Origin of the sequence: Enterococcus sp. FDAARGOS_553, from assembly GCF_003812305.1 — a bacterium.
Classification (GTDB): Bacteria; Bacillota; Bacilli; order Lactobacillales; family Enterococcaceae; genus Enterococcus_D; species Enterococcus_D gallinarum.
Genome location: NZ_CP033740.1, coordinates 910079 through 933653, shown reverse-complemented (window position 1 = coordinate 933653; position 23575 = coordinate 910079). Strand labels below are relative to the sequence as shown.

General features: G+C 38.4%; 21 protein-coding genes and 5 pseudogenes. 12 read left to right on the top strand and 14 right to left on the bottom strand.

Going from position 1 to position 23575, the window contains the following annotated elements; all coding sequences use genetic code 11:
- The 4 genes from EGX73_RS04860 to EGX73_RS04845 all read left to right on the top strand — a co-directional run bounded on the left by EGX73_RS04860 (position 1) and on the right by EGX73_RS04845 (position 4240).
- Complete coding sequence (locus EGX73_RS04860) at positions 1 to 1107, top strand: amidohydrolase/deacetylase family metallohydrolase (RefSeq protein ID WP_021150736.1); 1107 nt, start codon at positions 1 to 3, stop codon at positions 1105 to 1107.
- Positions 1097 to 2188, top strand: a complete 1092-nt coding sequence (locus tag EGX73_RS04855; protein WP_029487397.1) for a DgaE family pyridoxal phosphate-dependent ammonia lyase — start codon at positions 1097 to 1099, stop codon at positions 2186 to 2188. Before EGX73_RS04860 ends, EGX73_RS04855 begins: the two co-directional genes overlap by 11 nt.
- Before the next feature lie 12 nt (positions 2189 to 2200).
- Positions 2201 to 2941, top strand: coding sequence for a KDGP aldolase family protein (locus tag EGX73_RS04850; RefSeq protein WP_003128951.1), 741 nt, complete (start codon positions 2201 to 2203; stop codon positions 2939 to 2941).
- A gap of 258 nt (positions 2942 to 3199) precedes the next feature.
- On the top strand, positions 3200 to 4240 hold the full coding sequence (locus EGX73_RS04845) for a helix-turn-helix domain-containing protein (RefSeq protein ID WP_123866781.1): 1041 nt from the start codon (positions 3200 to 3202) through the stop codon (positions 4238 to 4240).
- A gap of 395 nt (positions 4241 to 4635) precedes the next feature.
- Here the strand turns inward: EGX73_RS04845 and EGX73_RS04840 are convergent, their stop codons facing one another.
- On the bottom strand, positions 4636 to 5475 hold the full coding sequence (locus EGX73_RS04840; RefSeq protein WP_021150732.1) for a LysR family transcriptional regulator: 840 nt from the start codon (positions 5473 to 5475) through the stop codon (positions 4636 to 4638).
- A gap of 151 nt (positions 5476 to 5626) precedes the next feature.
- Here EGX73_RS04840 and EGX73_RS04835 point away from each other — a divergent pair, with 151 nt between their 5' ends.
- Complete coding sequence (locus EGX73_RS04835) at positions 5627 to 6595, top strand: TDT family transporter (protein WP_005469843.1); 969 nt, start codon at positions 5627 to 5629, stop codon at positions 6593 to 6595.
- 107 nt (positions 6596 to 6702) lie between these two features.
- Entirely contained in the window at positions 6703 to 7659 is a 957-nt protein-coding gene (locus EGX73_RS04830) for an L-lactate dehydrogenase (RefSeq protein ID WP_123866780.1), read from the top strand.
- A gap of 259 nt (positions 7660 to 7918) precedes the next feature.
- Here EGX73_RS04830 and EGX73_RS04825 read toward each other — a convergent pair whose 3' ends face one another.
- From EGX73_RS04825 to EGX73_RS04800, 6 genes and pseudogenes are all read right to left on the bottom strand, one after another.
- Positions 7919 to 9019: an iron-containing alcohol dehydrogenase family protein gene (locus EGX73_RS04825; protein ID WP_029486197.1), complete on the bottom strand. Its 1101-nt coding sequence runs from the start codon at positions 9017 to 9019 to the stop codon at positions 7919 to 7921.
- Positions 8955 to 9956: a bile acid:sodium symporter family protein gene (locus tag EGX73_RS04820; protein ID WP_005469846.1), complete on the bottom strand. Its 1002-nt coding sequence runs from the start codon at positions 9954 to 9956 to the stop codon at positions 8955 to 8957. The genes EGX73_RS04825 and EGX73_RS04820 overlap by 65 nt, the downstream gene beginning before the upstream one ends.
- Positions 9957 to 10401: 445 nt before the next feature.
- A pseudogene (locus tag EGX73_RS04815) lies at positions 10402 to 10791 on the bottom strand (MepB family protein).
- 103 nt (positions 10792 to 10894) lie between these two features.
- Positions 10895 to 11407, bottom strand: coding sequence for a ClbS/DfsB family four-helix bundle protein (locus EGX73_RS04810; RefSeq protein ID WP_003128966.1), 513 nt, complete (start codon positions 11405 to 11407; stop codon positions 10895 to 10897).
- A gap of 11 nt (positions 11408 to 11418) precedes the next feature.
- A complete protein-coding gene (locus tag EGX73_RS04805; protein WP_060815327.1) occupies positions 11419 to 11874 on the bottom strand; it encodes a VOC family protein in 456 nt (151 codons plus the stop codon).
- 166 nt (positions 11875 to 12040) lie between these two features.
- Positions 12041 to 12721, bottom strand: a pseudogene (locus EGX73_RS04800) (IS6 family transposase).
- 75 nt (positions 12722 to 12796) lie between these two features.
- Between EGX73_RS04800 and EGX73_RS04795 the strand changes: the two are divergent.
- Positions 12797 to 12994: pseudogene (locus tag EGX73_RS04795) on the top strand (IS256 family transposase); the annotation flags it as partial.
- Between the two features lie 101 nt (positions 12995 to 13095).
- On the opposite strand, the gene EGX73_RS04790 reads toward EGX73_RS04795, so the two are convergent.
- The gene (locus tag EGX73_RS04790) at positions 13096 to 14067 is read right to left on the bottom strand and encodes a S41 family peptidase (protein WP_123866779.1); all 972 of its coding nucleotides are present in this window, start codon (positions 14065 to 14067) and stop codon (positions 13096 to 13098) included.
- A 695-nt stretch (positions 14068 to 14762) separates the two neighbouring features.
- Here EGX73_RS04790 and EGX73_RS04785 point away from each other — a divergent pair.
- A complete protein-coding gene (locus tag EGX73_RS04785) occupies positions 14763 to 15389 on the top strand; it encodes a helix-turn-helix transcriptional regulator (protein WP_005231958.1) in 627 nt (208 codons plus the stop codon).
- Positions 15390 to 15777: 388 nt separating this feature from the next.
- Here EGX73_RS04785 and EGX73_RS04775 read toward each other — a convergent pair whose 3' ends face one another.
- The 4 genes from EGX73_RS04775 to EGX73_RS04760 all read right to left on the bottom strand — a co-directional run bounded on the left by EGX73_RS04775 (position 15778) and on the right by EGX73_RS04760 (position 18886).
- Positions 15778 to 16005 carry a hypothetical protein gene (locus tag EGX73_RS04775; protein WP_123866778.1) on the bottom strand — a complete coding sequence of 76 codons (228 nt, stop codon included), beginning with the start codon at positions 16003 to 16005 and terminating at the stop codon, positions 15778 to 15780.
- Between the two features lie 705 nt (positions 16006 to 16710).
- Positions 16711 to 17508 (bottom strand): SHOCT domain-containing protein, encoded by a 798-nt coding sequence (locus EGX73_RS04770; RefSeq protein ID WP_123866777.1) that lies wholly within the window; start codon positions 17506 to 17508, stop codon positions 16711 to 16713.
- Between the two features lie 140 nt (positions 17509 to 17648).
- A complete protein-coding gene (locus EGX73_RS04765; protein ID WP_123866776.1) occupies positions 17649 to 18308 on the bottom strand; it encodes a hypothetical protein in 660 nt (219 codons plus the stop codon).
- 236 nt (positions 18309 to 18544) lie between these two features.
- Positions 18545 to 18886, bottom strand: a complete 342-nt coding sequence (locus EGX73_RS04760) for a hypothetical protein (protein WP_253764196.1) — start codon at positions 18884 to 18886, stop codon at positions 18545 to 18547.
- 333 nt (positions 18887 to 19219) lie between these two features.
- Between EGX73_RS04760 and EGX73_RS04755 the strand changes: the two are divergent.
- Both EGX73_RS04755 and EGX73_RS04750 read left to right on the top strand, forming a co-directional pair.
- Positions 19220 to 19462 (top strand): annotated as a pseudogene (locus EGX73_RS04755) (recombinase family protein); the annotation flags it as partial.
- Between the two features lie 116 nt (positions 19463 to 19578).
- Positions 19579 to 20424: an AraC family transcriptional regulator gene (locus tag EGX73_RS04750; RefSeq protein WP_010731423.1), complete on the top strand. Its 846-nt coding sequence runs from the start codon at positions 19579 to 19581 to the stop codon at positions 20422 to 20424.
- A 223-nt stretch (positions 20425 to 20647) separates the two neighbouring features.
- Here EGX73_RS04750 and EGX73_RS16380 read toward each other — a convergent pair whose 3' ends face one another.
- On the bottom strand, positions 20648 to 20770 hold the full coding sequence (locus tag EGX73_RS16380; protein ID WP_280115449.1) for a hypothetical protein: 123 nt from the start codon (positions 20768 to 20770) through the stop codon (positions 20648 to 20650).
- A 121-nt stretch (positions 20771 to 20891) separates the two neighbouring features.
- Between EGX73_RS16380 and EGX73_RS04740 the strand changes: the two genes are divergently transcribed.
- Positions 20892 to 20978 carry a type I toxin-antitoxin system Fst family toxin gene (locus tag EGX73_RS04740; RefSeq protein WP_123867079.1) on the top strand — a complete coding sequence of 29 codons (87 nt, stop codon included), beginning with the start codon at positions 20892 to 20894 and terminating at the stop codon, positions 20976 to 20978.
- A gap of 476 nt (positions 20979 to 21454) precedes the next feature.
- On the opposite strand, the pseudogene EGX73_RS04735 reads toward EGX73_RS04740, so the two are convergent.
- Positions 21455 to 22135, bottom strand: a pseudogene (locus EGX73_RS04735) (IS6 family transposase).
- Positions 22136 to 22482: 347 nt separating this feature from the next.
- On the opposite strand from EGX73_RS04735, the gene EGX73_RS04730 reads away from it, so the two are divergent.
- Positions 22483 to 23508, top strand: coding sequence for a LacI family DNA-binding transcriptional regulator (locus tag EGX73_RS04730; protein ID WP_002338088.1), 1026 nt, complete (start codon positions 22483 to 22485; stop codon positions 23506 to 23508).
- Positions 23509 to 23575: the final 67 nt, after the last annotated feature.

The window sequence follows — 23575 nt, the reverse complement described above, 5'->3', positions numbered from 1 at the left end:
ATGTTTGATACTTTAATCAAAAATGGCAAATTAATCGATGGCAGCAAAGTGGAAGTTGCGTTGGAAAAAGGCATAATCAAAGCAGTTGCTTCAGAGATCAATGAGCCGGCACGAGAAGTGATTGATTTATCCGGCAATTCCTATCTCTCTGCCGGTTGGATCGATGATCATGTCCACTGTTATGAAAAGATGAACCTGTATTATGATTATCCCGATCAAATAGGGGTCCAAAAGGGAGTAACAACGGTTATTGATGCAGGGACTACGGGCGCAGAAAATATTCGCGATTTTTATCAACTGACGAAATCGGTCAAAACCAATGTGTATGCACTAATGAACATTTCTAAATGGGGGATCGTGGAACAAGATGAACTTGCTGACCTGACAAAAATCCAAGAAGATCTAGTCAGAGCTGCATTAGCAGAGCTTCCGGAATTTATTGTAGGGATCAAGGCAAGAATGAGCAAAACAGTTGTCGGCGAGAATGGCATCACGCCACTAGAGTTAGCCAAAAAAATCCAATCAGAAAACAATGACTTGCCATTGATGGTTCATATTGGTTCGGCGCCTCCTGAATTAGAAGAAGTATTGACAAGAATGGAAAAAGGCGACGTATTGACCCATTGTTTTAATGGAAAACCGAACGGCATTTTAGACCAAGCCACGGATCAAATCAAAGACTTTGTTTGGGATGCGTATAAAAAAGGCGTTGTCTTTGATATCGGTCATGGAACAGACAGCTTTAATTTCCACGTTGCTGAAACTGCCTTAAAAGCAGGTCTCAAAGCCAACTCGATCAGTACAGATATTTATATCCGCAATCGTACGAATGGTCCAGTCTTTGATCTGGCTACTACGCTGGAAAAAATGAGAGTAGTAGGCTACTCGTGGGAAGAGATTATTGAGAAAGTCACCTCAGTTCCTGCCAAAAACTTCCACTTGGCGAAGAAAGGTCAATTGACTGTTGGTTTTGATGCCGATTTGACGATCTTTGAGATTGTCGAAAATGAAAAAGAACTGAAAGATTCCAATGGGGTTACACGGATAGCGAAAGAACAAATTGTTCCAGTCCAAACAATTATTGGAGGCGTCATTTATGACAATTAGCTATGAAAAGTTTGCTTTAAAGGAAGTCATCAATGCCTCGGGAAAAATGACGATACTCGGTGTCTCGAAAGTATCTGAAAATGTGCTAGCCGCACAACGATTTGGCGGTGAACATTTTTTTGAAATGAGTGATCTGACTGTGAAAACTGGCGCCTACCTTTCTCAGTTATTGAAGGTGGAAGATGCGCAGATTGTTTCTTCTGCTTCAGCAGGGATTGCCCAATCTGTCGCGGCTTTGATTGGTCAAGGCGACCTGTACCATGTTTATCATCCCTACACGGAAAAAATCACGAGACGGGAGATCGTCGTACCTAAGGGTCACAATGTAGACTACGGCACACCGGTTGAAGTAATGGTTGCTCAAGGGGGTGGACAAGTCGTCGAAGCGGGATATGCAAATATGTGTACACCGGCGCATGTCGCTAGGATGATCACGGAAGAAACAGCCGCACTTCTATATATTAAAAGCCATCATACCGTGCAGAAAAGTATGCTAACGGTGTCGGAGATGGTAGAAGTTGCCAAAGCCCATCACTTGCCATTGATCGTTGACGCAGCCGCGGAAGAAGACTTGTTCAAATACAGCGAAATGGGTGCCGACCTTGTTATCTATTCTGGCGCCAAAGCAATCGAAGGTCCGAGTGCCGGTCTGGTCATAGGGAAAAAGGAATACATTCAATGGATTCGTCTACAGTCTAAAGGGATCGGTCGGGCAATGAAAATCGGCAAAGACAATATTTTAGGCTTTACACAAGCAGTAGAAGATTACCTGCAAAATGGCAGTGAATCCGGTGAGTCCATGAAACAACGATTGGCACCTTTCGTGGCAGCGATCAATCAACTTCCTGATTTATCAGCGAAAATCGTTCAAGATGGCGCCGGGAGAGATATTTATCGTGCAAGTGTCACGGTTGCTGGCAAGAAATCTGCGAAAGAAGTCATTGAAGAACTAAAGGCACAAAACCCAGCAGTCTACACACGGGAATATCAAGCAAATAACGGAATTATTGAGTTTGATATTCGCTCGGTCAACCAAAACGAAATGGAAAAAATCATTAAACGCTTAAAAGAAATCATGTAGGAGGCTTTTAAATTGTCAGTTATTCCAAATTATTATAAAGATCGCGTATGTTTAAATGTATTGGCTCATTCAGTTGAAAATGCGAAGGCTTGTTATGAAGCAGCAGCAGGACATGTCGTACTAGGTGTGTTATCCAAAAACTATACTAGCGATGAAGCAGCGATCGAAGACATGAAAAAATATCAAGCGGCAACGGATAATGCATTGTCCGTTGGGTTGGGCGCCGGAGATCCCAACCAAAGTCAGATGGTTTCCCGTCTATCTGGTACTTTACAACCGCAACATGTCAACCAAGTATTCACTGGTGTAGGAACTTCCCGTGCTTTATTGGGACAAAACGATACAGTCATCAATGGATTGGTTTCACCAACAGGCAAGGTAGGGTACGTCAATATTGCCACTGGACCTTTAAGTTCACAGGCACCGGCGGCAGAGGTTCCCATCGAGACCGCCATTAAAATGCTGCAAGATATGGGTGGAAGCTCCATTAAATACTTCCCAATGAAAGGGTTAGCGCACAAAGAAGAATTCAAAGCAGTTGCGGAAGCTTGCGCCAAATATGATTTTTATTTAGAACCAACCGGAGGAATTGATCTGGAAAACTTCGAAGAAATTCTGCAAATCGCCATTGATGCAGGCGTTAAAAAAGTGATTCCGCATATTTACAGTTCGATTATTGACAAAGAAACTGGCGATACGCGACCAGAAGATGTGAAAACATTATTCGACATGGTCAAGAAAATCGTCAAATAAGTGAAGCATAAAGACTGTTTACTAGATGGGGAATCAGTCATTGGTAAGACACTCAGAGATGGGTGTCTTTTTTGCGTCAAGATTGCTACAAAAACAACTAAGAGACAAGTTTTCTATGTCCGCTTTGATTGCTCTTTGTAACCTAACCACTGGTTAATTTTTTTTAGAAAATAGAATCATTTAATCAATTGTTGCGTGTTCCGATTCTTGTTATGATCAAAGCAGTTACCACTATCAACCGAAAAGGAGACCACAGCGATGGAGATGAGGGAAGTGATTCGCCAGTATCGGAAGAAGAAAGGATTGACACAAGAAGAGCTAGCCAATCGCCTTGGTGTGACAGCGCCAGCAGTAAATAAGTGGGAAAAGGGGCATTCACATCCAGATATCTTGTTGCTAGCGCCAATTGCACGCTTACTAGACATTAGTCTTGATACGTTATTCTCATTTGAAAAAGAACTCACGATAACCGAAATCAATCAGATCATTCGTGAACTGGATCATAAGCTCAAAAAACAACCTTTTGAAGATGTATTTCGCTGGGCCAAAGAAATTTTGGATACCTACCCAAATTGTGAACAATTGATTGGCCAAGTAGCACTGCTTTTAGATGTACAGCTATTGGAACAAGCTGTTCCCGCTAAAGAAACATACCAGAAGCACATTCATCGTTGGTACGAACGGGCGTTAGAAAGTCGGGATGAAGATACCAGAAATCGAGCAGCCGATTCTTTGTTTGGATTTTACGTACGAAAAGAAGCGTACGAGAAAGCAGAAAGCTACCTCCATTATTTTTCCAATCAGAACCCAGAGAGAAAAATCAAACAAGCCTATCTTTACAGTAAGACCGGACGAGTAGCAGAAGCCTATCAAGCTTATGAGGAGCTGCTGTTTTCTGGTTATCAAAGGATGAGTATGGTATTCCAACAATTATATCTTTTGGCGATGAAGGATGAGAATAAAGCAAAGGCGCATCTGCTAGTGAAGAAACAGTCAGAATTGGCAAAATTATTTGAAATGGGGGAATATCACGAGGTATCCAGTGATCTTGACTTAGCTATTGCAGAAAAGGATGCGGATCGAACGATAGAAACAATGGAGAAAATCCTCGCCAGTGTTGCTAAAATCAACGATTTCACCCATTCAACGTTGTATGAACACATGACATTTAAGGAAATCGACAGCAACTTCGTTAACGAACTTTACGAGAATTTATTCCGCATGTTTAGTGATGAAGAAACCTTTTCTTGGTTGAAGACGAATGAACGATGGCAAGTGTTGGTAGGCAAGAGCAGATAAAGAAAGCGTGCTTTTCCAGTAATAAAAATCGACACAAGAACTGTTCCAATTAGTCATAAAAGACATGCAAGTTCTTCCAATAGGTAAAGTAAGAACAAGATAAAATGAGCAAATAAGTGTTAGTTAATTTGACGGCAATGTATTTGGTTAATCATTCAGGAAATCTTCTTGCTATTTTTACAGATCATTGAAACGCTTCATTATCTCTTGCTGTTTGGTAGGGTGTACCGGGGATTATCCAATGCTTAAGAGACAAAAAAGCGTTAAGTTTTGTAGCTGAAATCTATAATTGACAACCTTGCTAATCACCCTAATAAAAACATTTTTTCAGATAATTTTGAGATAGGAATAAAAAGCAGCTCATCAGTAGGTGAGCTGCTTTTTGTGTTGTTTTCTTAGGCATCTGCCTCTTCCGACAGCTGAATCAGTAAGTCTTTGATCACATCATAAACTGCGGCTGTTTCTGGGTAGGGGCTTTGGACGTTCTGGATAATAAACAGGTCTCGGTAACGGTATTCTGGGGCTAGTTCTTGCCAATTCAATGTGTCTGTGAGGGCAAGTTTGGAAATGATCGACTTGCCGATGTTATTCTCCAGTAGTGCTAGAATCATTTCGCTATTGTTGGCTTTAATGATCTGCGGGTTCAAATGATTCGAGTAAAGATACGTTTCATTGATATAGTACATTCCGGAATCATTCTCTCTGAGGATCCAGAAATCGGAATCAATATCTCCTGCTAGAACAAGTTCGTCTTTATAGACGAACTCTTTTTGGATCAAAGGAGAGACGATGGCTTTTTCGATCAGTCCGATATGGGCTTTGTTGGCTTCCACGGCATCAATGACTTCCTGAGAATTCATGATTTTGATTTCGAAAGCAATGAATGGAAAGTGTTCGATCAGCTGGCCCATGATCGTTGGGAGTAGGTGAACACCAGTTGTATTGGAGCAAGCCAATACGCAGTCCGTCTTGAAATTTTTGGCATTTTTAGCTTGTGCAAAGACACTAGCTAACGAATTTAACGAATCCACCACTTTAGGGTACAAGAATTCTGCTTGTTTCGTGGGTAGAATCAATTGTTTTCCTTTGCGTTCAAAGAGTTTGAACCCTAACTCGGTCTCCAATTTTTGAATTTGGACGGAGATGGTTGGCTGGGTCTTAAACATTTGTTTGGCGGCAACACTAAAATTCCTAGTTTCATAAACGACAACGAATGTTTTTAATAGTTCAAACAAAAGAATCCCACCTTTTTCTATTAATATAATTTATAACGGATATATAAAATCGTTATTTTACAAATAGTTAATTTGTGGTTATATTATAGATGACTACAAAAGATAACACAAGTACGATAGAAATTTTTAATCGTTCAGAAAGGATGGATCAATGAATCAAGCACTAAAAAATTTTTTGAATGCAATTCCGATACCTATTTGTGGGTTGATTTTAGGAACGGTTTCGTTAGGAAATTTATTGTTTGCCGAAGGGTTCGAAGCAATCGGCAATATCTTTTGTTTGATTGGTATTTTGATTATGGGATTGTTCCTTCTTAAGCTGTTTTTCACATTTAAACACACATTAGCGGATTTGAAAAATCCGATCATCGCTTCTGTTGCACCTACTTTTACCATGTCTTTGATGGTGATCTCGGTAGTGTTGGAGCGAGTATTTCCTAATTTACTGATGAATGACTTGCTATGGCTGACATCAATCGGGTTGCATTTGGGTCTCATGACTTATTTTGTTGTCGTTCATATTTTACCTGTCGACATTACGTTGGAATATGTGTATCCAAGCTGGTTTATTACTTTTGTCGGCATTGGAGTGATTCCAAATACATCAGCAGTCTTTATCAAAGAACTGGGGGAAATCGTTGTATGGATTGCACTGGTTCTATATTTTGCTCTACTACCAGTGATCCTGAAAAGAATCATGTTCCAAAAGATGACAGAAGCTTCAGCAGTACCTTTGATCACAATTTTGACCGCCCCTGGCTCCCTTTGTTTAGCTGGCTATCTGTCAGTCTTTAAAGAAGGATCGGCTTTATTTGTAGCTTTGATGCTGGTATTGTCCCAAGCAATTTATTTCTGCGTGGTATTTTACATGAAAAAAATGCTGGAAGTTGGCTTTTATCCAAGTTATGCAGCCTTCACATTCCCATTAGTCATTTCAGCAACAGCAATGTTCAAGTCTTCTCAATTCTTTATGGATCGCCCAATTTTATTTGGAGTGACTGAGTTATTGAGTATAGTTGAAACAGTATTAGCTATCGCAATGGTTTGCTATGTATTGCTGAAATACTTCGTTCATTTGTATAGTCAGACAAAGAGTTTGATCGCAGATCATGAATGTTAAGGTATTAATGGACGTGTCTTTGTAAGTTCGAGTAAGAAAATTGTTGTTATTGCGGGATAAATGAAAGTCATATTGTTTCTAAATAATAAAAAAGGATGTGGGTTCATATGAGAAATACAAGTAGAAAAGTAGTTGTCGTTGGAACTGGATTTGTAGGAACAAGTATTGCTTACTCAATGATCAACCAAGGGCTGATCAATGAATTGGTTTTGATCGATGTGGATCGTGAAAAGGCGGAAGGAGAAGCCCTTGATTTATTGGATGGGATGTCATGGGCCCAGGAAAACATCAAAGTTTGGGCTGGCGACTATACTGATTGCAAGGATGCAGATATCGTGGTGATCACGGCAGGTGTCAACCAAAAACCAGGACAAACACGGTTGGAACTAATCGATGTCAACGCGGGGATCATGACTAGTGTTGTAAGAGAAGTGATGGGGTCAGGTTTTGATGGGATTTTAGTCATTGCTTCTAACCCTGTGGATGTATTGACACACGTTGCTTGGCAAGCATCGGGTCTGCCAAGCAACCGCGTCGTTGGAACTGGGACAACGCTAGATACCACCAGATTCCGTAAAGAATTGGCGCAAAAATTAGAGATTGACCCAAGAAGTATCCATGGCTACATTATTGGCGAGCATGGGGACTCTGAAGTAGCAGTCTGGTCACATACGACAGTAGGGGGAAAACCGTTGCTAGAGTTTATCGTCAAAAACCATCGATTGACTGTCGAAGATTTGACAACCATTTCTGATCGGGTGAAAAATAGCGCTTATGAGATCATCAATCGTAAAAAAGCCACCTTCTATGGTATCGGTATGAGTGTTGCCAGAATCGTTCGAGCAATCTTGAACAATGAGCAAGCAGTATTGCCTGTCTCTGCCTATCTCGATGGGGAATACGGCGAAAAGGATCTATTTACAGGTGTCCCTTCGGTGGTTGACCAAGGAGGGGTGCGGGAAATCATTGAGCTGAATATCGACCCAGCCGAGAAGCAAAAATTTGCCCAATCCTGCAGCCAACTTAGAGAAGTGATCCAATCACTGGACAAAACGACTCATTGAGAAAGGAGAGATGCTATCACTATCGGCGATCATCCGCCAAAGTAATTGGTCAGTCGTTTCTCTCTCATAACAAATGACTATTTCCAAAAGGTAGTAGAATGGCGCAACGATTGTTCAGCCGATAAGACCACGATTAGTTGAAAATGAATTCCTTAGTTAATTGATAAGCCGTAATAGAAAAAGAGCAGCGCGAATCAACTCGAGCTGCTCTTTTTTGCTTACTTTGTTGGTAGAAAGATTCTTGGTTTATTCGTGGTATTTATCCAATAGTAGTGTACTGCTGCTTTTCTTGTTTGGCATGATAGGCTTCTACAGCAAGAATGGCTTGCTGGAACATCTCGCGAGTGATGGGATAGGGTACATGAACAATGTCGTTGGTGGTCATGGCTTTATCTAAGATGGCTTCCAAGTCCAATTGGGCATTGAGGTGCATGTCAGCCAAACAGACGGGCAGCTTGTTTTCTTTCATAAAAGCATAGACTCGTTGAAAGAGTTCGGTTTGCTGATCCATCATCAACAATGCTAGAACGCCGTAGCTGACAGAAGCCCCATGCAGATAATTCTCCATTTTTTCCAGAACAGTCGTACCATAATAGAACGAATGGGCCATGGCAGAATTGTAGTCATTGATGACTAAGACAGATACTAACCCGGTGGTCACGATGATATCTGAGACGACTTGTTGGATGGCATCCGAGGGGCGATTGGCGGCACTGTCTTTCAACGCTTGTGTGCCGTAGGTCAATAAGCGCTCCGTGCACATTTTGCTGATCTGAATGCCTAATGCATCGGTATGATCCAATTGATCCCCTCTAGAAGAAAAAGTGGCTTCGATTTCTTTCGATAAGGCGTCACCGATGCCGGCCCACAGGTAACTATCCGGCGCTGCGGCGATAATAGCTGTATCAATAAAGGCATGGACCGGCGGTTTTGAAGGAAAGAACAAGCCATGCATTTCGCCTGCTTCGGTGTAGATCACGCACACGGCTGTAACGGGAGAACAATTTGAGCCAATCGTCGGAAATGTGAAGACGGGCTTGGCTAATTTCTCACCTACGACTTTGACGGTATCACACACACGGCCGCCTCCAACGGCAAATAGGACCTCTGCTGCTTGGACACTTTCTTCCTGCAGTAAGCGTGCTACATTTTCATAGGTAGAATTTCCACCATACCATAGGCTGTCAATGACGAATACGTCTTGTGTCAAGGCAGACTTGATTTTGTGCTCTGCTTTCGCTAGTGCTGTTTTTCCACCAATCAGAACAGCTTTTGTCCCATAACTTTTAACGATATCATTTACTTTTTCGTAAGCGTCTGTTCCGATCGTATAATTTGGCAAAAAGATACTTTGACTCATATTGTTTTCCTTCTTTCTTTGCGACGATATTCGCTAATATTGGTCCTGTGATCTGATGAATGATCATGCCGACAGCAGCTGGAGTAACGGCAGCTGCGATCGTGGCGAAATGAGCATTCGCTAAGGAGATGGCTAATCCGGTATTTTTCATTCCTAATTGAAACATGATCGACTTGGCCTGTTGATCACTGACACCTAGTAGGCGGCTAATCCCGTAGCCTGCACCGTAACCGATAAGATTATGCAGCAAGACAAGGAAGATGACGATTATTCCAGACTGAACGATCACTGCCCCATTTTTCGCCACGGTTCCTGCAACGATCAAAAGGATGCTGACGGAAGAGACTAAGACAAAAGCCTGCATCCACGCATCGATATAGTTGGCAATAAGCTTATGGACGATGATCCCTAAAAGAATCGGCAGTAGTACCATCTGCAAAACCGACAAAAGCATGGCGAAAAATGAGATTTCTGTATACTGTCCAGCTAAAAAATAGACAAGAAAAGGGGTCACCACCGTTGCCATTAGCGTGGAGACAGTGGTCAAAGAGACCGTCAATGCGACATCTCCCTTGCCGATGAAGGTCATCACGTTGCTGGCGGTTCCTCCTGAAACAGAACCCAGCAAGACAAAACCGATGATCAGTCCGGAGGATAATCCGAAAAGCTGTGCCAAGCCATAAGCAACAAGCGGGCTGATGGTAAATTGGATCAATAAACCTAAAAGAAAAGCTTTTGGCTGAATCACCACCATTTTAAAAGCAGTGACATTTAACGTCATTCCCATACAAAACATGATGATGCTTAGTAACGTTGTTGTGCGCGTAGGTATCCACAAAAATGGTTGGGGAAACAGGTAGGAGATCAGCATCAAAAGGACCATGAGATAAATCAGGTATTTATTCACAAATTTGGCAATCGAATTTATTGTATTCATTAAGACTTTCCTTCCATCTTGACGTAAAGGGACTAGCAATCCTATCACCGTTTCCAACACCTGAGATGCTGCGGATCAGAGGAATCAATAGAAAACCAGCACAGCTACCAGCAAAAGTTTTCAACAAGCAAAGCTTTAAAAAGGGTATAAAAAAACATTCCACCCAAGAAGATTCTCTGTTCTTCTGGTGCAATGTGAATAGGGACTCTTTGAATAAAATACTCAAACAGTCCCGACTATAATAATAAAATAATTGCCTCTCTTCTACTAACAGTCATTCAATCACTTCCTTTGTCTAAATTTTCAGAATATTTAAATTGTTTTATCTAGTGTACAAAATAGTTTGGAATCTGTCAAAGGGAAAATGAGATTTTTGCTAATAAAGGAAATTAGAGACGGGATGAGAGAAAAAAGCTCAGAAGCGCAGACATCTTCTAAGCCTTTTTCATTGAAAGTAAAACTTTTCTAGGGTTTCAGTCTGCTTGAGAGGTTCAGATAAATCGAGGAAATAAGGCGTTTGCCAGTTTTGTGTTCGGGATGCGGTAGGATTTAAGTCCTGCACCCATGGTGGATACACGCGAAAAGCCATTTTCCCTGCGGTTGTTTCTGTTTTGATGATGCCGTTGGCGACAAGAACAGAAGACGGGAAGACAAATTGACCTTTTTGCTTGCCATCAAGGACAGTAATCATTCATTTGTCTGGATAGCCGCTTAATGAATAAGCTTGATTCTTTTCATGAGGGTGCTCCCACAATGCAGTGAAATAGCCTTTTTTCTTTGGTGTTTTCTTCGCCAGACGGCTACGAAAAGTCGTGTTTCCAACAACGAAAGTCATGCCTTCATATACGCTGTTTTGTCTCTCCGTTTGAATCTTAGTGGGGCCAGCTATATGGTGCATCTTCAATAATGCAGTCATCAATTTCTCTGATTGCCGCATTTTAGGCCATCACCAATCGTTTCCATTTTCTGATTTTTGTTCGGAAATTAGTGAATGGCGCCACTGAATTAATGTGGATCCATTTATACAGGGGCCATTGTGCTTTGGTTGTAGCCCACTTTCTCTGTCCGGGCTCAAACAGTTCGGTATCTGATAGTGTGCTGATCCATTGGCATAGTTCCTCCACCAGTTGGGTCAACTGCTGTTGTTGTTCTTTTAGGGAAAGCTGCCCATAGCGCTGATAAAATTGATCATAAAGTGCACCTAACTGATTCCACTTATAGCCTGCTGCTGGTGTTTGCACAGCAACGCCGTTTTTTTCTTGGGCTTCCCAGTCTAATAGAAGATGGAGCCACCCTAGTTGATAAGACAAATTTTCAGAGGGACTTTTATCTACCTCATCATGGTGCTGGTGTCTCCATTCTTCTGGAATCTCTTCAAATTCGGTGATGTATTTTTGAAACGTGTCTTGAATGGTTTGGATCAATTCTGCTTTTGTTTGATACTGACGCATTGATTTTCCTCCTACTCATCAGAAAGTGTTTTTTCTTTGGTGATTTGAATGACCAGACCAAACGGATCTTGCAAGATGGCGTAGAAGTCCGCAAATTCATTTTGAATAGGAGACTGATAGATCTTGCTCAATTGGTGTTGGCTCAATTTCTCGTAAATGGTTTGTGCTTTTTCGATCGTATCCGTAATGACACTCAATGACAAGGTATTTCCTTGCTGGCAAGGAATCCTAGGATCAATGGGTTGATCTGTCAACTGCATTTGCGTCTGGCCTATTTGCAGTACTGCGTGGGAAAGCCAATGCTCGGTGCCAGTTTCAATCACAGTATCGGGAGCCAATTGGGTTTTAAATTCTTGGAACGTCATTTTAAATAATAGTTTTCCATCAAAAATATCCTGATAGAAAGCCAGTGCTTCTGTTCCTTTTCCTTCTAAGGTCAAAAAAAGTGCTACATCGATGGATGCCAAAATCAATTCTCCTTTTCTCTATGATAAACTAACTGTAACAGTTAATGGTTTCATTTCATGACACCTTTGGAGGAGAATATGAAAAAAACAGAAAGAATCCAACAAGAAATGTGGTTCTGTTGCAAAGTTTTAAATAAAGAATAAAATCCCTTACGGTATCTATGATTTAAGCTGGGATTCCCAATAATACCTTGATTTCAGTACAGACCGAAAACCCGAAGAGAGTGCCTTCTTTTCGGGTTTTCTTATATAATCCTAGAATGGCTTCCATGCCTTTAATCGTGGTAGAGGCAGTGCGTAAACTTCGATAGAATTTATTGCGTCTCTTTACTGGACGATGGTCTTGTTCAATCAAATTATTCAGGTATTTAATGGTACGATGTTCTGTCCCTTGATAAAAGCCGTATTCTTTTAGTTTCTTAAAGGCACTTGTAATAGAGGGGGCTTTATCTGTGGCTACAACCTTCGGTTCATCAAACTGCTTCACTAACCGCTTAAGAAAAGCATAGGCTGCTTGTGTGTCCCGTTTTTTACGTAACTAAATATCCAAGGTTAAACCATCTGCATCGATGGCTCGATACAAATAATGCCATTTTCCTTTAATTTTGATGTACGTTTCATCCATTTTCCATGAATAAAAGGATTTTTTATTTTTCTTTTTCCAAATTTGATAGAGTAGTTTACCATATTCTTGCACCCAACGATAAATCGTCGTATGAGAAGCGTTAATGCCACGATCATATAAGATTTCTTGGACTTCACGATAGCTAAGGTTATAACGAAGATAGTAGCCCACGGCTACAATAATCACATCCTGCTGAAATTGCTTTCCTTTAAAAGGATTCATCGTCATTCCTCCTGCTATCTTTTTCTATTATTCTACCTTATTTGATAGTAGATTTAAAACTTTGCAACAGAACCCTTGATTGAATCCTTTAATAAGCAAATCAAGAAATACAGCCACCGCAAGGAACAGTTCCAAAACGAAGAGTCGATGGAACGTTTCTTAGTCTCGTCTTTTGATACTTACAACCAAAAATTCCTAGGTCGCAGTCATAAAGGCTTTCAACAGGCCGAAGGCGAACTTGAACAAATGCTAAGCCAACTGATTGAGAATTAGAAACAATCTGCAGTAGGGAAGAATCATTTACACAAAATTATTGACGCTCCCGCTACACTTAAAAAACTATTTGATTTCATTAACTAAAAACCACTTTTCTTTTACTTATCTTTATAAATTATTTTGTCAATCCATTGTTTAGCATCTTCATATGAATCTTGAGATTCAATTGCAGGTGTTAATGGCTCATCTGCATTATGATTCACCCCATCATTTGTTTCTATTGTTCTCGTAGAAAGTCCTAGATAGTAATCATCGTATAGCTTGAATCCTTCTCTGCCACTTAAATACCCTCCAGTGGATTGTCCAATAAATATACTTTGTTCTATATTACTAATAATAGTTAGTAATAATATTTCTGCTGAACTAGCAGTAGTATTGCTACCTAAAACTGCAACTGGTATATTTAATTTTTCTTGAGAACTTATAGGATAATTATAATCATCATAGACTATCTCAGAATCACTTAACCTAACAGGAAATCGATTGCTTTCATTATCCACGAAATTAAAAAGTATTCCGTTTGGTAAAAACTGAGCAAGACTTGCAATCAGCACGTCTAAATTTCCTCCGTTACTGGTAGATAGATCGATAATCACCCCCTTAATGTCCTTCTTATTTAATTCTATAAACTTTTGCACAGTCATTATATACTTCTCTTCTTCTGACGTCTTTCCAGAAAATCCGGGTAGTGTTATCGTAGCTACTTTATCTCTATCAATACTGACGATTGGTAAACTTACAAATTTTGAGTATTTCTCATCTTCTGATTCATATTTAATAATTTCTGTATGCTTGCCATAGTTTGCGGTTAGAAATGGTGTCAAATCTGAAATAGCTTCTGAAAAACTATCATATTTTTCCTTGTATACATATTCGTTCGTTTTTTCTTCCTCGTGTATTCCTTTACGCTTTGATATGTATATGATATCCGAAATAAACTTGTTTTTAGAAGGTGGGATAATATAAATTGCTTCATTCATGATATCTAAAGATATTCTAGGAACCCAATATGTTAAAATTGGTAGTATTATTACTGTGAGTAATACAATCCATTTTAGTCTTCTTTTCATATTGCCACTTCTCTCTTATGTGTATGTTAGTACATTTTATCGCTATTTAATGTACATTACTCAAACGGTATTTTACCACTATGAAAGATTACTTTAATTATTGGACTATAATATCGTCTACTGAGTGAAACTCGCATTATTTGATGCTAACACCAAACCTTACTTATAAATTATTTCCAACACAAACAATTTCAGAGAGTAAGGATTCTTTAATAGTTTGGAATTTATCACAGTCATTGGGCGTTATACATTGGATTTAACGAGTAATTATAAAATAATCGGACATATTACACTACGCATATGAGAAAATCAAAAATCAGCAGAAATTGGATACACTTTAAATAAAACATATTGGAATTTAGGATACGCTACTGAAGCATAATCTGAATTAATTCGTCTAACTTTTAAAAACCTAAAATTAGACGAATTAGTAGCTAATTATGTGATTGAAAATAGATCCAGTAGCCGAGTTTTAGAAAAAAGTTTTTTTGAAATTAAACAAGAAGAAAGAAAATCATTACGAAGAGTAATGTTGAATTATGCATTAATAAAAAAAGTAAATTAGTTATTTAAACCCTTAGTTAACATAATCAGATGTTATACTTAGTTATTTCTTACTCTATTTTTGAAAGTTCCTGTAATAAAGAGTTTAAAAAAGTAATAATGGAAGTATCAATGTTTAAGGAGTGAGTAAAATGAGTGAATCTATCCTATCAATAAAATTAAAAGAATATAGAATTGCTAATTCTCTTACTCAGCAAGAATTAGCTGAAATATTAGATGTTAGTGATAAAAGTATATCTAAGTGGGAGTTAGGTGATACTTATCCTAGTAAAAAAAATGTGATAAAAATATCAGAGTTATTAGGTATATCTATTGAGATATTGCTGATAGAAGAAATAGTTGAAGATAGACAAAAAGAGAATAAATTAATTAGATATATAGTCCCTGTATTGTTAGTTAGTATTTTTATTATGACAGTATTGAATCTTGTCAATTTGAAAACTATCAGAAATCAAGCTGATGAAATAACTGAAAAAAGTAATGAAGTACAAAAGCAGAAAAAAGAGTTAGACAAATTATATAATTACACAGTAACCTTTGTTTTAGCTCCCAAGACACCATACACTGATTTCAAAGAGTTTATTGAAAATTATGTTAATAATCTAAATAATGAGATATATGTATACAACGGAGAGGACCACATAGTTCTTTCATTCAACATGGGAGCTCATAATAATGATGAAATAGAATTTATTTTCCAAGAAATAAAAAGAGAAGCACCAGGGTTAACTAATTCAGAATACCATGCTACTCCTTAGTCAAATAGTTAACATAATGTGCATTAACACAAGACGCCCGTCAATCAAGCGATTGACGGGCGTTCTTTGTGATTTTCAATTGGTCTAGCTAGGTTTGATCACTAAAACGTTGGCAAATCAAGCTTCTTCTCTTTACGTATTTTGTGAAGAAACCGGGGGGGGCGAGTAAAGACGATGTTATGTTCCAAGCTGGACTTGTCGCAAGATAAGCGAAATGTTGCTTTTCTAACAAGCGTAAAATACAGCGGACTTGATCCGCTGTTTTGTCGGACGCTATGGCTAGGCATTCCACAAAGTCAGCAGGCAAGGAGAAAACGGAACGATTCGCTGTCTGCCAGCCGCTGAAGATCGTGGGATCAAATTCATACCGCCCACCCGCCGACAAAAATCACTCACCGACAAACCAAGGTGCCCCACGATATACGCAGTAATCGGATTGTTTTTTAGTAACAAATCGCGCAGTTGCATCATAATTACGAATCTGTGAAGCAGTCTTTTTAATATAACCAGAACGGACTGAAGCAACCACACTTTTACAAAAATGTTGTTCAGACTGCATTGCAACAGCATATTTATCTTGTAATTCAAGCTTTTTATTTTTAACCTTAAATGCCATTGAATGCTCCTTCCCAACAAAAAAAGACTTTTACCCTATCTCGGCAAAAGTCTTGAAAATTCAATGATATTCTAGTAGAAAAAGATATGAATTAAGGACGTTGGTGAGATAACGTTTCTTAATTGGTTAGTAAAGTTGCGTCAACAACTTACTAGCCTCTTTTTTTTTATGTTTTTTTATATATAATTCTGAATTGTTTCTACAAAATTAATTTTACAACTAAAAAATTGCAAACACAACTAAAAAAATCAAACAAAAAGACAAATGTCTTTAAATTCAACATAATAAATTTTCTAAACGAGTAAACAAACATCAAAATTAAAGATATAATAAGTGTGCTGTCTTCCTTTTGGCTGAAATCTTCAGCGAGAAAGGAGGTTAATATCTTGCGTACATTACTTGACGTCTTACTTGGAGTCGCGGTTGCTGTGATTGCACACCACATCAACAAATGGCTAGATTCCAAGGACAAATCAGACAGTTAGCCTCCCGCTTAAAAAAAGTGAAAAAAGAAAGAGCCGACGGTTGCACCCGATCGGCTCTTTTTGGTTAATATCTGCATACATTACTTGTACTTTTATTATAAATGCAAACTACCAAAAATGCAATCAGAGCAACCCTTTTTTAGAAAGTGGCACGAGAAACCTCTAAGTATCAAGAGAAGCTGATCCCTGCATAGCAGGGACCAAAAAAACAAAAGGCAATTCATATCTTTTCTAATAATTTTCTCTTTGATTCTGAAAATTCTTGTTCAGTTATAACACCTTGATCTAACAATTTCTTTAGTTCAGAGATTCTAAAAATCACATCATTTTCATTTTTTTGGTTTTGGGAAGTTAAATTTTCACCAAAATTAACCATCATACGCTTGGTTTCTTGCTTATTTTTCTCAGACCTAGACAAAATACCACCAACAAAATAAAAAGGTTCGAGAGACAGCAAACCACAAATTATGAAATATATAGCCCAACCATCACTATCAGGAATATTTTTAAGCCCAGCATACCCCAGAAATTGCAAAGGAACAAAAATAATAAGAATCGCAGGTACCCAAATAGCAACAATACCTATAAAAATGGTTCTCAGAACCCAACCAATACTCAATACTGTTTGAGCAGTTGAACTACGTATGTTTGAACTACGTACTTTTTCAACTCTTCTATTTATAGATTTACCAGAACCTCCAACAACAAACATTTTAGGATTATATATCCGAGCTTCAGATCGACAATACCACCACCCAACTAAATATATAGGATTGAATGTAAATAAAACTGCGGCTAAAGTAAAATAATTCCATCCATTTTGCACAGGTATTTTTCTAATAGCAAACAACATAATTAATTGAAAAATGATCATAACAGGTCCATTTTTAAAATAGTAATCAGAAAAATCCGAATACGTATATATAATCAAAAAAGTCCACAACCACCATCCAACCGCTACAATATCCCGACCCTTCGAAGGAATGAGCCCCCTCGAAAATAAAAGCATTTCTTTCATTCTTTATTGTCCTTCCAAAAATTATACTTTATTAAAAATTATATCACATATCAATTCAAAACCTTGGGCGCTGTCGCCCCAAACCCAGACGCCTCCCCACCGAATATTAAGCCGTATTCGCCCAGATTCGGATTTTCAATCTAAACTTGTTGTTGCCACACATCATTTTCAATTTTATCTAATAGGCTCCAGTCTGAAGGTTTAACAGCATACTTCACAACCTCTAAAACAGCTGAAGTAGTAGCATCAATAGACTTCCCCTTTTCATCAGCAGCACGTTGCAAATCAAAAGCTTTTTTGTTCAAAGAGCGATCATTATTCAATGCTTGCCATTTTTTAAATAAAACATCTTTTGTAGCATCTAAATCAATATCATCATCAGCTAAAATCAATAAATGAGCATGATAATTAAATAAATTACGAGTAGATTTGTTCAAAACCGCATCACGATTAAGAGTCAATTCAAAACTAACCAACCCGCCCAAAAAGATACCATCGCCAACCAACTGAAGTCCATTTTTACGTGAAGCCCCATCAGTCAAAGCCTTAATAAATTTACTTGTTCTATCTCTAAAAATTGAAGATTGTTCCTGCAATGAACCTTTGGAGAAATTAGGAACTGTCAAAGTCAGCAAAAATGCTTTAATATCGCCGGACACTTCGCCAGTGGCTTCGTGATCAGCTTGCGTCAATCGCTTTGCAACTTCTATTTGCTCAGTGACTAATCGAACACGTTCACTGCTTTTAGACTGTTCTTGAAGCGGTGAAAGACTATCACCACAGCCAAAAACAACTCTCATTTTTCCTGAAGTGTTATCAGAATTTGTTAAAAATTCAACATCTAGCTGTCAACGGCATACACAATCCATCCTTTCAGAGCTATCTTAGGGTTCACGGAAAAAGTGCCACCACTTCTTCTGTCTTTCTTGTTTCGGTCGCACGACTTCATTTTCAGAAGTGAATTTCTCCTCTTGCTCTGAGAGGTCCCTGCGAGCGATCTGAGGCGTTTTAAAATTTTCTGAACCCATTTATTCGATTATTTGTTTAAATCGTCTGATAGGCGTTCCTGTGGCGTCAGAAGCAGTATTTGTTTGTTCGCTTGCAAAGTTAGTTGTTGTTGCTGATCAAGAAGTTTTTGTTGTTGGGCTAATAACGACTGGAGCTGTTCAATTTGTGCGTCCTTTTGTTGCAACTGTGCAAACAACTTCGTTTCTATACTGTCATAGCTTGCTGTGTCAGGAATTTCGAACGCTTCAAGCAACTCGGGACGTCCTAGCTTGTCAGCAAGGTGCACCACCCCCGACCATAGCACTGTCTTGTATCCTTGGCTGTTTTTGCCAAGGTACGTTGGCTTTAGGTTGTCAACATGTTTCCTCATAGCTTGTCTGCTGATACCAAAAAATTCAGCAAGTTCTTTTACTGTCAACATTTGTTTTGGTTATCTGTCCGTTGTCACAAGGGTGCCACCTCGTTTGTTTTTCTTTTAGTATACATGAATTCGCTTTGCCAAGCGAAACCGATTGAATGCAGCAATCAAAGTGGAGGAACATGCCATAAGAAAACTACATGTTTTCTTCTAGGGGTAGCGTCAGGAAAATGCGGATTTACAACGCTAAGCACATTTTCAAGACGATTCCCCATTTTTTAACAACGTTAAGAAAACTTTTCCTGTTTTGCTTTGATTAAATCCTGTCCGTTGTTCGTAAAGTGTATGGCTGGTGTGAACCAATTAGAACGAGATCTTATCCGTATGCCTCAACGAGAAGGGATTGAGCTGGCTAAGAAAGAAGGGAAGTTTAAGGGTCGTTTAAAGAAATATCATAAAAATCAGGCAGGAATGAATTATGCAGTAAAACTATATAAAGAAGGCGGTATGCCTGTAAATCAAATTTGCGAAATTACTAATGTGTCTAGGGCTTCATTATATAGAAGGCTATCGGAAGGAAACAAATAGTTTGTCCTGATTCTATCAAAAGGTTTATTTTTTTTGATACCAACATTTTTAGGCATGAAATGTCGACAATTATTATCTATTTTGTTTTAAAGTAAATATTGAAAGGAAGTAAATTTATGGATTGGCTAGAAAGAATGAACAATGCGTTAAACTACATTGAAAATAGCTTGAATGAAGAAATAGACTACAAAGAGATTGCAAAAGCAGCTAATTGTTCAGAGTTTCATTTTTCAAGAATGTTCTCTTCAATCTCAGGTATATCGCTATCAGAATATATTAGACGTAGACGGTTAACACTCGCAGCATTTGAAATTCAAAAAAGTGATATCCGGATCATTGATGTGGCAATTAAATATGGTTATGTTTCTTCTGATACTTTCTCACGTGCTTTTCAAAAAATGCATGGAGTAACCCCTTCCAACGCTCGTAATAGAGGGGTACAGTTAAAAGCCTTTCCCAGAATTTCCTTTCAAATTTCTATTAAAGGAGATACCGAAATGGAGTACAGAATTGAAAACCTTGATTTTGAATTAAGAATTGTTGGAAAAAGTAAGCCAGTAAAAACAAGCAGAGCATTTAAAACAATCCCTACGCTTTGGAACACTGCGAAAAAAGATGGATTTATGCAAGAACTAGTAGATATGTCATGGGAAAATCCAAAATGCACGCTTGAAAGCCTTCTGGGGGTTTGCGGAAAAGAAGCCGCCATAACAGATGAACAATTTTCCTATTTTATGGGCGTAAGATACGATGGGGAATCCCCAGAAAATATGGAGACGCTTATTATTCCCGCAAGTACATGGGCAGTTTTTCCGAACATAGTGGATGCATGGAAACGTTTATATTCCGAGTGGGTCCCTACCTCCGAGTATGAACTTGCAAATTTACCGTGTATAGAATGTTATTACGGTCCGAAGCATAAACCAAGACACGAACTCTGGGTCCCTGTTATCCCGAAGTAAATTACATATTCAGTAATAGAATGCTGTTTATGGAGTAACGAAAAAAGAGCCGAATTTCTCAATTTAGGTGATGGGAAATCAGGCTTTTTATATTGGAAATTCCTTATCGTTGTAAATCCGCATTTTCCTGACGCTACCCCTTCTAGTAATTTTAGTATATAGTCTTCCGCTATGATCAACCGTAAATGGTCGAAAGGGATTTTTGTGGATTTACTGAGTCGATTCATTTCTTCCTCACTCTTGATCCTTTCATAAATTTTTTGGTTCGTTCGATTCGATCCCATTCTGTATTGGTCAAGTAGCGGGAGAGTTCATAGGTTAACCGAGAATCCTCTGCATCGTGCACAAGATCAACTCCTCTTTTTATGGATTATTATAAAGGCAATAGAAAATAAAGAAACAACTGATCACTTGAATTGTTCATGTTATACTCGTTAATGGCAACTGCCCCGTAAGGGGGTGTCACTATGATTAAGGAACTAATTTCGCTGATTATCGCCCCACTTTTGGTGGGTCTAGTACTTTTGCTAGTTGATCGCTGGTTAGACGATTAGCCGATAGTCGAAGCAGTTGCCATCTGGCCCCAACGCTGGAGTCGCAACAGCGCAAAAAAAGCCCTCCTATTCGCTGTAGGAGGGCTTTTGGTGTAACTATGATTTTAAACTAATTCCGCTTCGCACACTTATTATAGCAAGAAATTTGGAAAAAATCAAAATGCAGCAATCATTACTAACCAGTTTTTCCCACTGAAATTATTGGGAAATTGATATCAAAAAAGGTAGGTCACATTTTCAACTTTCTATGGTCGAAAATGTGACCTACCTTAAAAATGACCAATCCCATACAGCACTAACGTTTTACTGACCTCGTTACATGTAGGAAGTCGTTTCCTAACCCCCCTATTAGTAAATGGGGGTTCACGGTCACTTCAGCTCGCACAGCAAACGCTGTACGCCATTTCTCTTTTTAGCCATAGGGTTCTGTTGCAAAGTTTTAAATAAAGAATAAAATCCCTTACGGTATCTATGATTTAAGCTGGGATTCCCAATAATACCTTGATTTCAGTACAGACCGAAAACCCGAAGAGAGTGCCTTCTTTTCGGGTTTTCTTATATAATCCTAGAATGGCTTCCATGCCTTTAATCGTGGTAGAGGCAGTGCGTAAACTTCGATAGAATTTATTGCGTCTCTTTACTGGACGATGGTCTTGTTCAATCAAATTATTCAGGTATTTAATGGTACGATGTTCTGTCCCTTGATAAAAGCCGTATTCTTTTAGTTTCTTAAAGGCACTTGTAATAGAGGGGGCTTTATCTGTGGCTACAACCTTCGGTTCATCAAACTGCTTCACTAACCGCTTAAGAAAAGCATAGGCTGCTTGTGTGTCCCGTTTTTTACGTAACTAAATATCCAAGGTTAAACCATCTGCATCGATGGCTCGATACAAATAATGCCATTTTCCTTTAATTTTGATGTACGTTTCATCCATTTTCCATGAATAAAAGGATTTTTTATTTTTCTTTTTCCAAATTTGATAGAGTAGTTTACCATATTCTTGCACCCAACGATAAATCGTCGTATGAGAAGCGTTAATGCCACGATCATATAAGATTTCTTGGACTTCACGATAGCTAAGGTTATAACGAAGATAGTAGCCCACGGCTACAATAATCACATCCTGCTGAAATTGCTTTCCTTTAAAAGGATTCATCGTCATTCCTCCTGCTATCTTTTTCTATTATTCTACCTTATTTGATAGTAGATTTAAAACTTTGCAACAGAACCCTCGAGACTCTGTTCACAAAATCAAATAAAAAAGCTCTGTGAAATAAGTATAGTTAACAATAAAATATCCGAACGATAGAGAGAATGAACTGTGATCTAGCAGTTCCTCGTCGCAAATTCACTAGAATTAGCATTATTTACTCTAAATTGTTCGGATATTTTTTCTTGTTTTTAATTATGATTACAGTGCCTATTTTTAACGAAATTTGCTTATTTTCAAAATGTATGATTATATTTTAGTAAACACTTTCAAATATGAAAAGAGGAGCTATTATGGTAGGAATTAGGGATGTTGCAAAACGGGCGGGTGTGTCCATTGCAACAGTATCGCGCGTGCTAAATGAGGATCCGACACTTTCAGTAACCGATGAAACCAAACGAAAGATTGCAGAATCGGTTAATTTTTATCATTATGTCAAAAAAAGTCCCGTTGCAAAAAATTTAACAAATATTGCATTAATAACGACAGTTTCTGAAGTAGATGAGTTGGAAGATCCCTATTTTCGAACGATTCGCAGAGGGATTCAAGTCGAAGCAGAACAAAGCAAAGTCAATTTGAAGAAAATTATTCGTTTGTCAGAAACACCGTTGGAGCAAGACGATTTGCTAAAATGTCAAGGTGTGTTGATTATTGGGCAGGTGCTATCTTCTGTGATTGAAGAAGTATCAGCAATTAATTCGAATGTCGTAGTGATTGATGACCCTAGTATTGAAGCTGAAGTAGATGCAGTTTATACTGATTTAACAAAAGCAACGAATCAGCATTTAGATCGATTGTATAAAAAAGGACACCGAAACATTGCGTTTATCGGAGGAGGACGTGTTCGTTTAGATAGCCAAGGAAATAAACACGTGTCAGATGATGATTATCGAAAAATAGCCTATGAGACGTGGATGAAACAAAAAGGATTAGAAAAATATAGTCAAATTTATTTAGAAGGCTGGACCACACTTGACGGAATGCAGGCAGCAGATTTACTTTTGAAAAAACATGCTAAAGATAAGTTGCCGACTGCTATCATGGTAGGAAATGATCCTATTGCTGTGGGGGTTTATCGTTCACTTCAAAAAAATGGTCTACATATTCCAGAAGATATTTCGATTGTGAGTTTTGATAATATTGAAGTTGCTGAATTTTTAACACCTGCATTAAATACGGTGAATGTGAATACAGAAGAAATTGGAAAACTAGCAGTTCGCATGGTTAATGAACGAATAAAAGAAGTTAGAAATGTTTCGATCAAAGTGATTGTTTCTAATAATATTATTGTTAGAGAAAGTGAAAAAAATATCGATTAAAAAGTAAACATCCAAAAAAGGGTGTTTACTTTTTTGTTTACTAATATTTTTAGTAAAAAATCTCGAC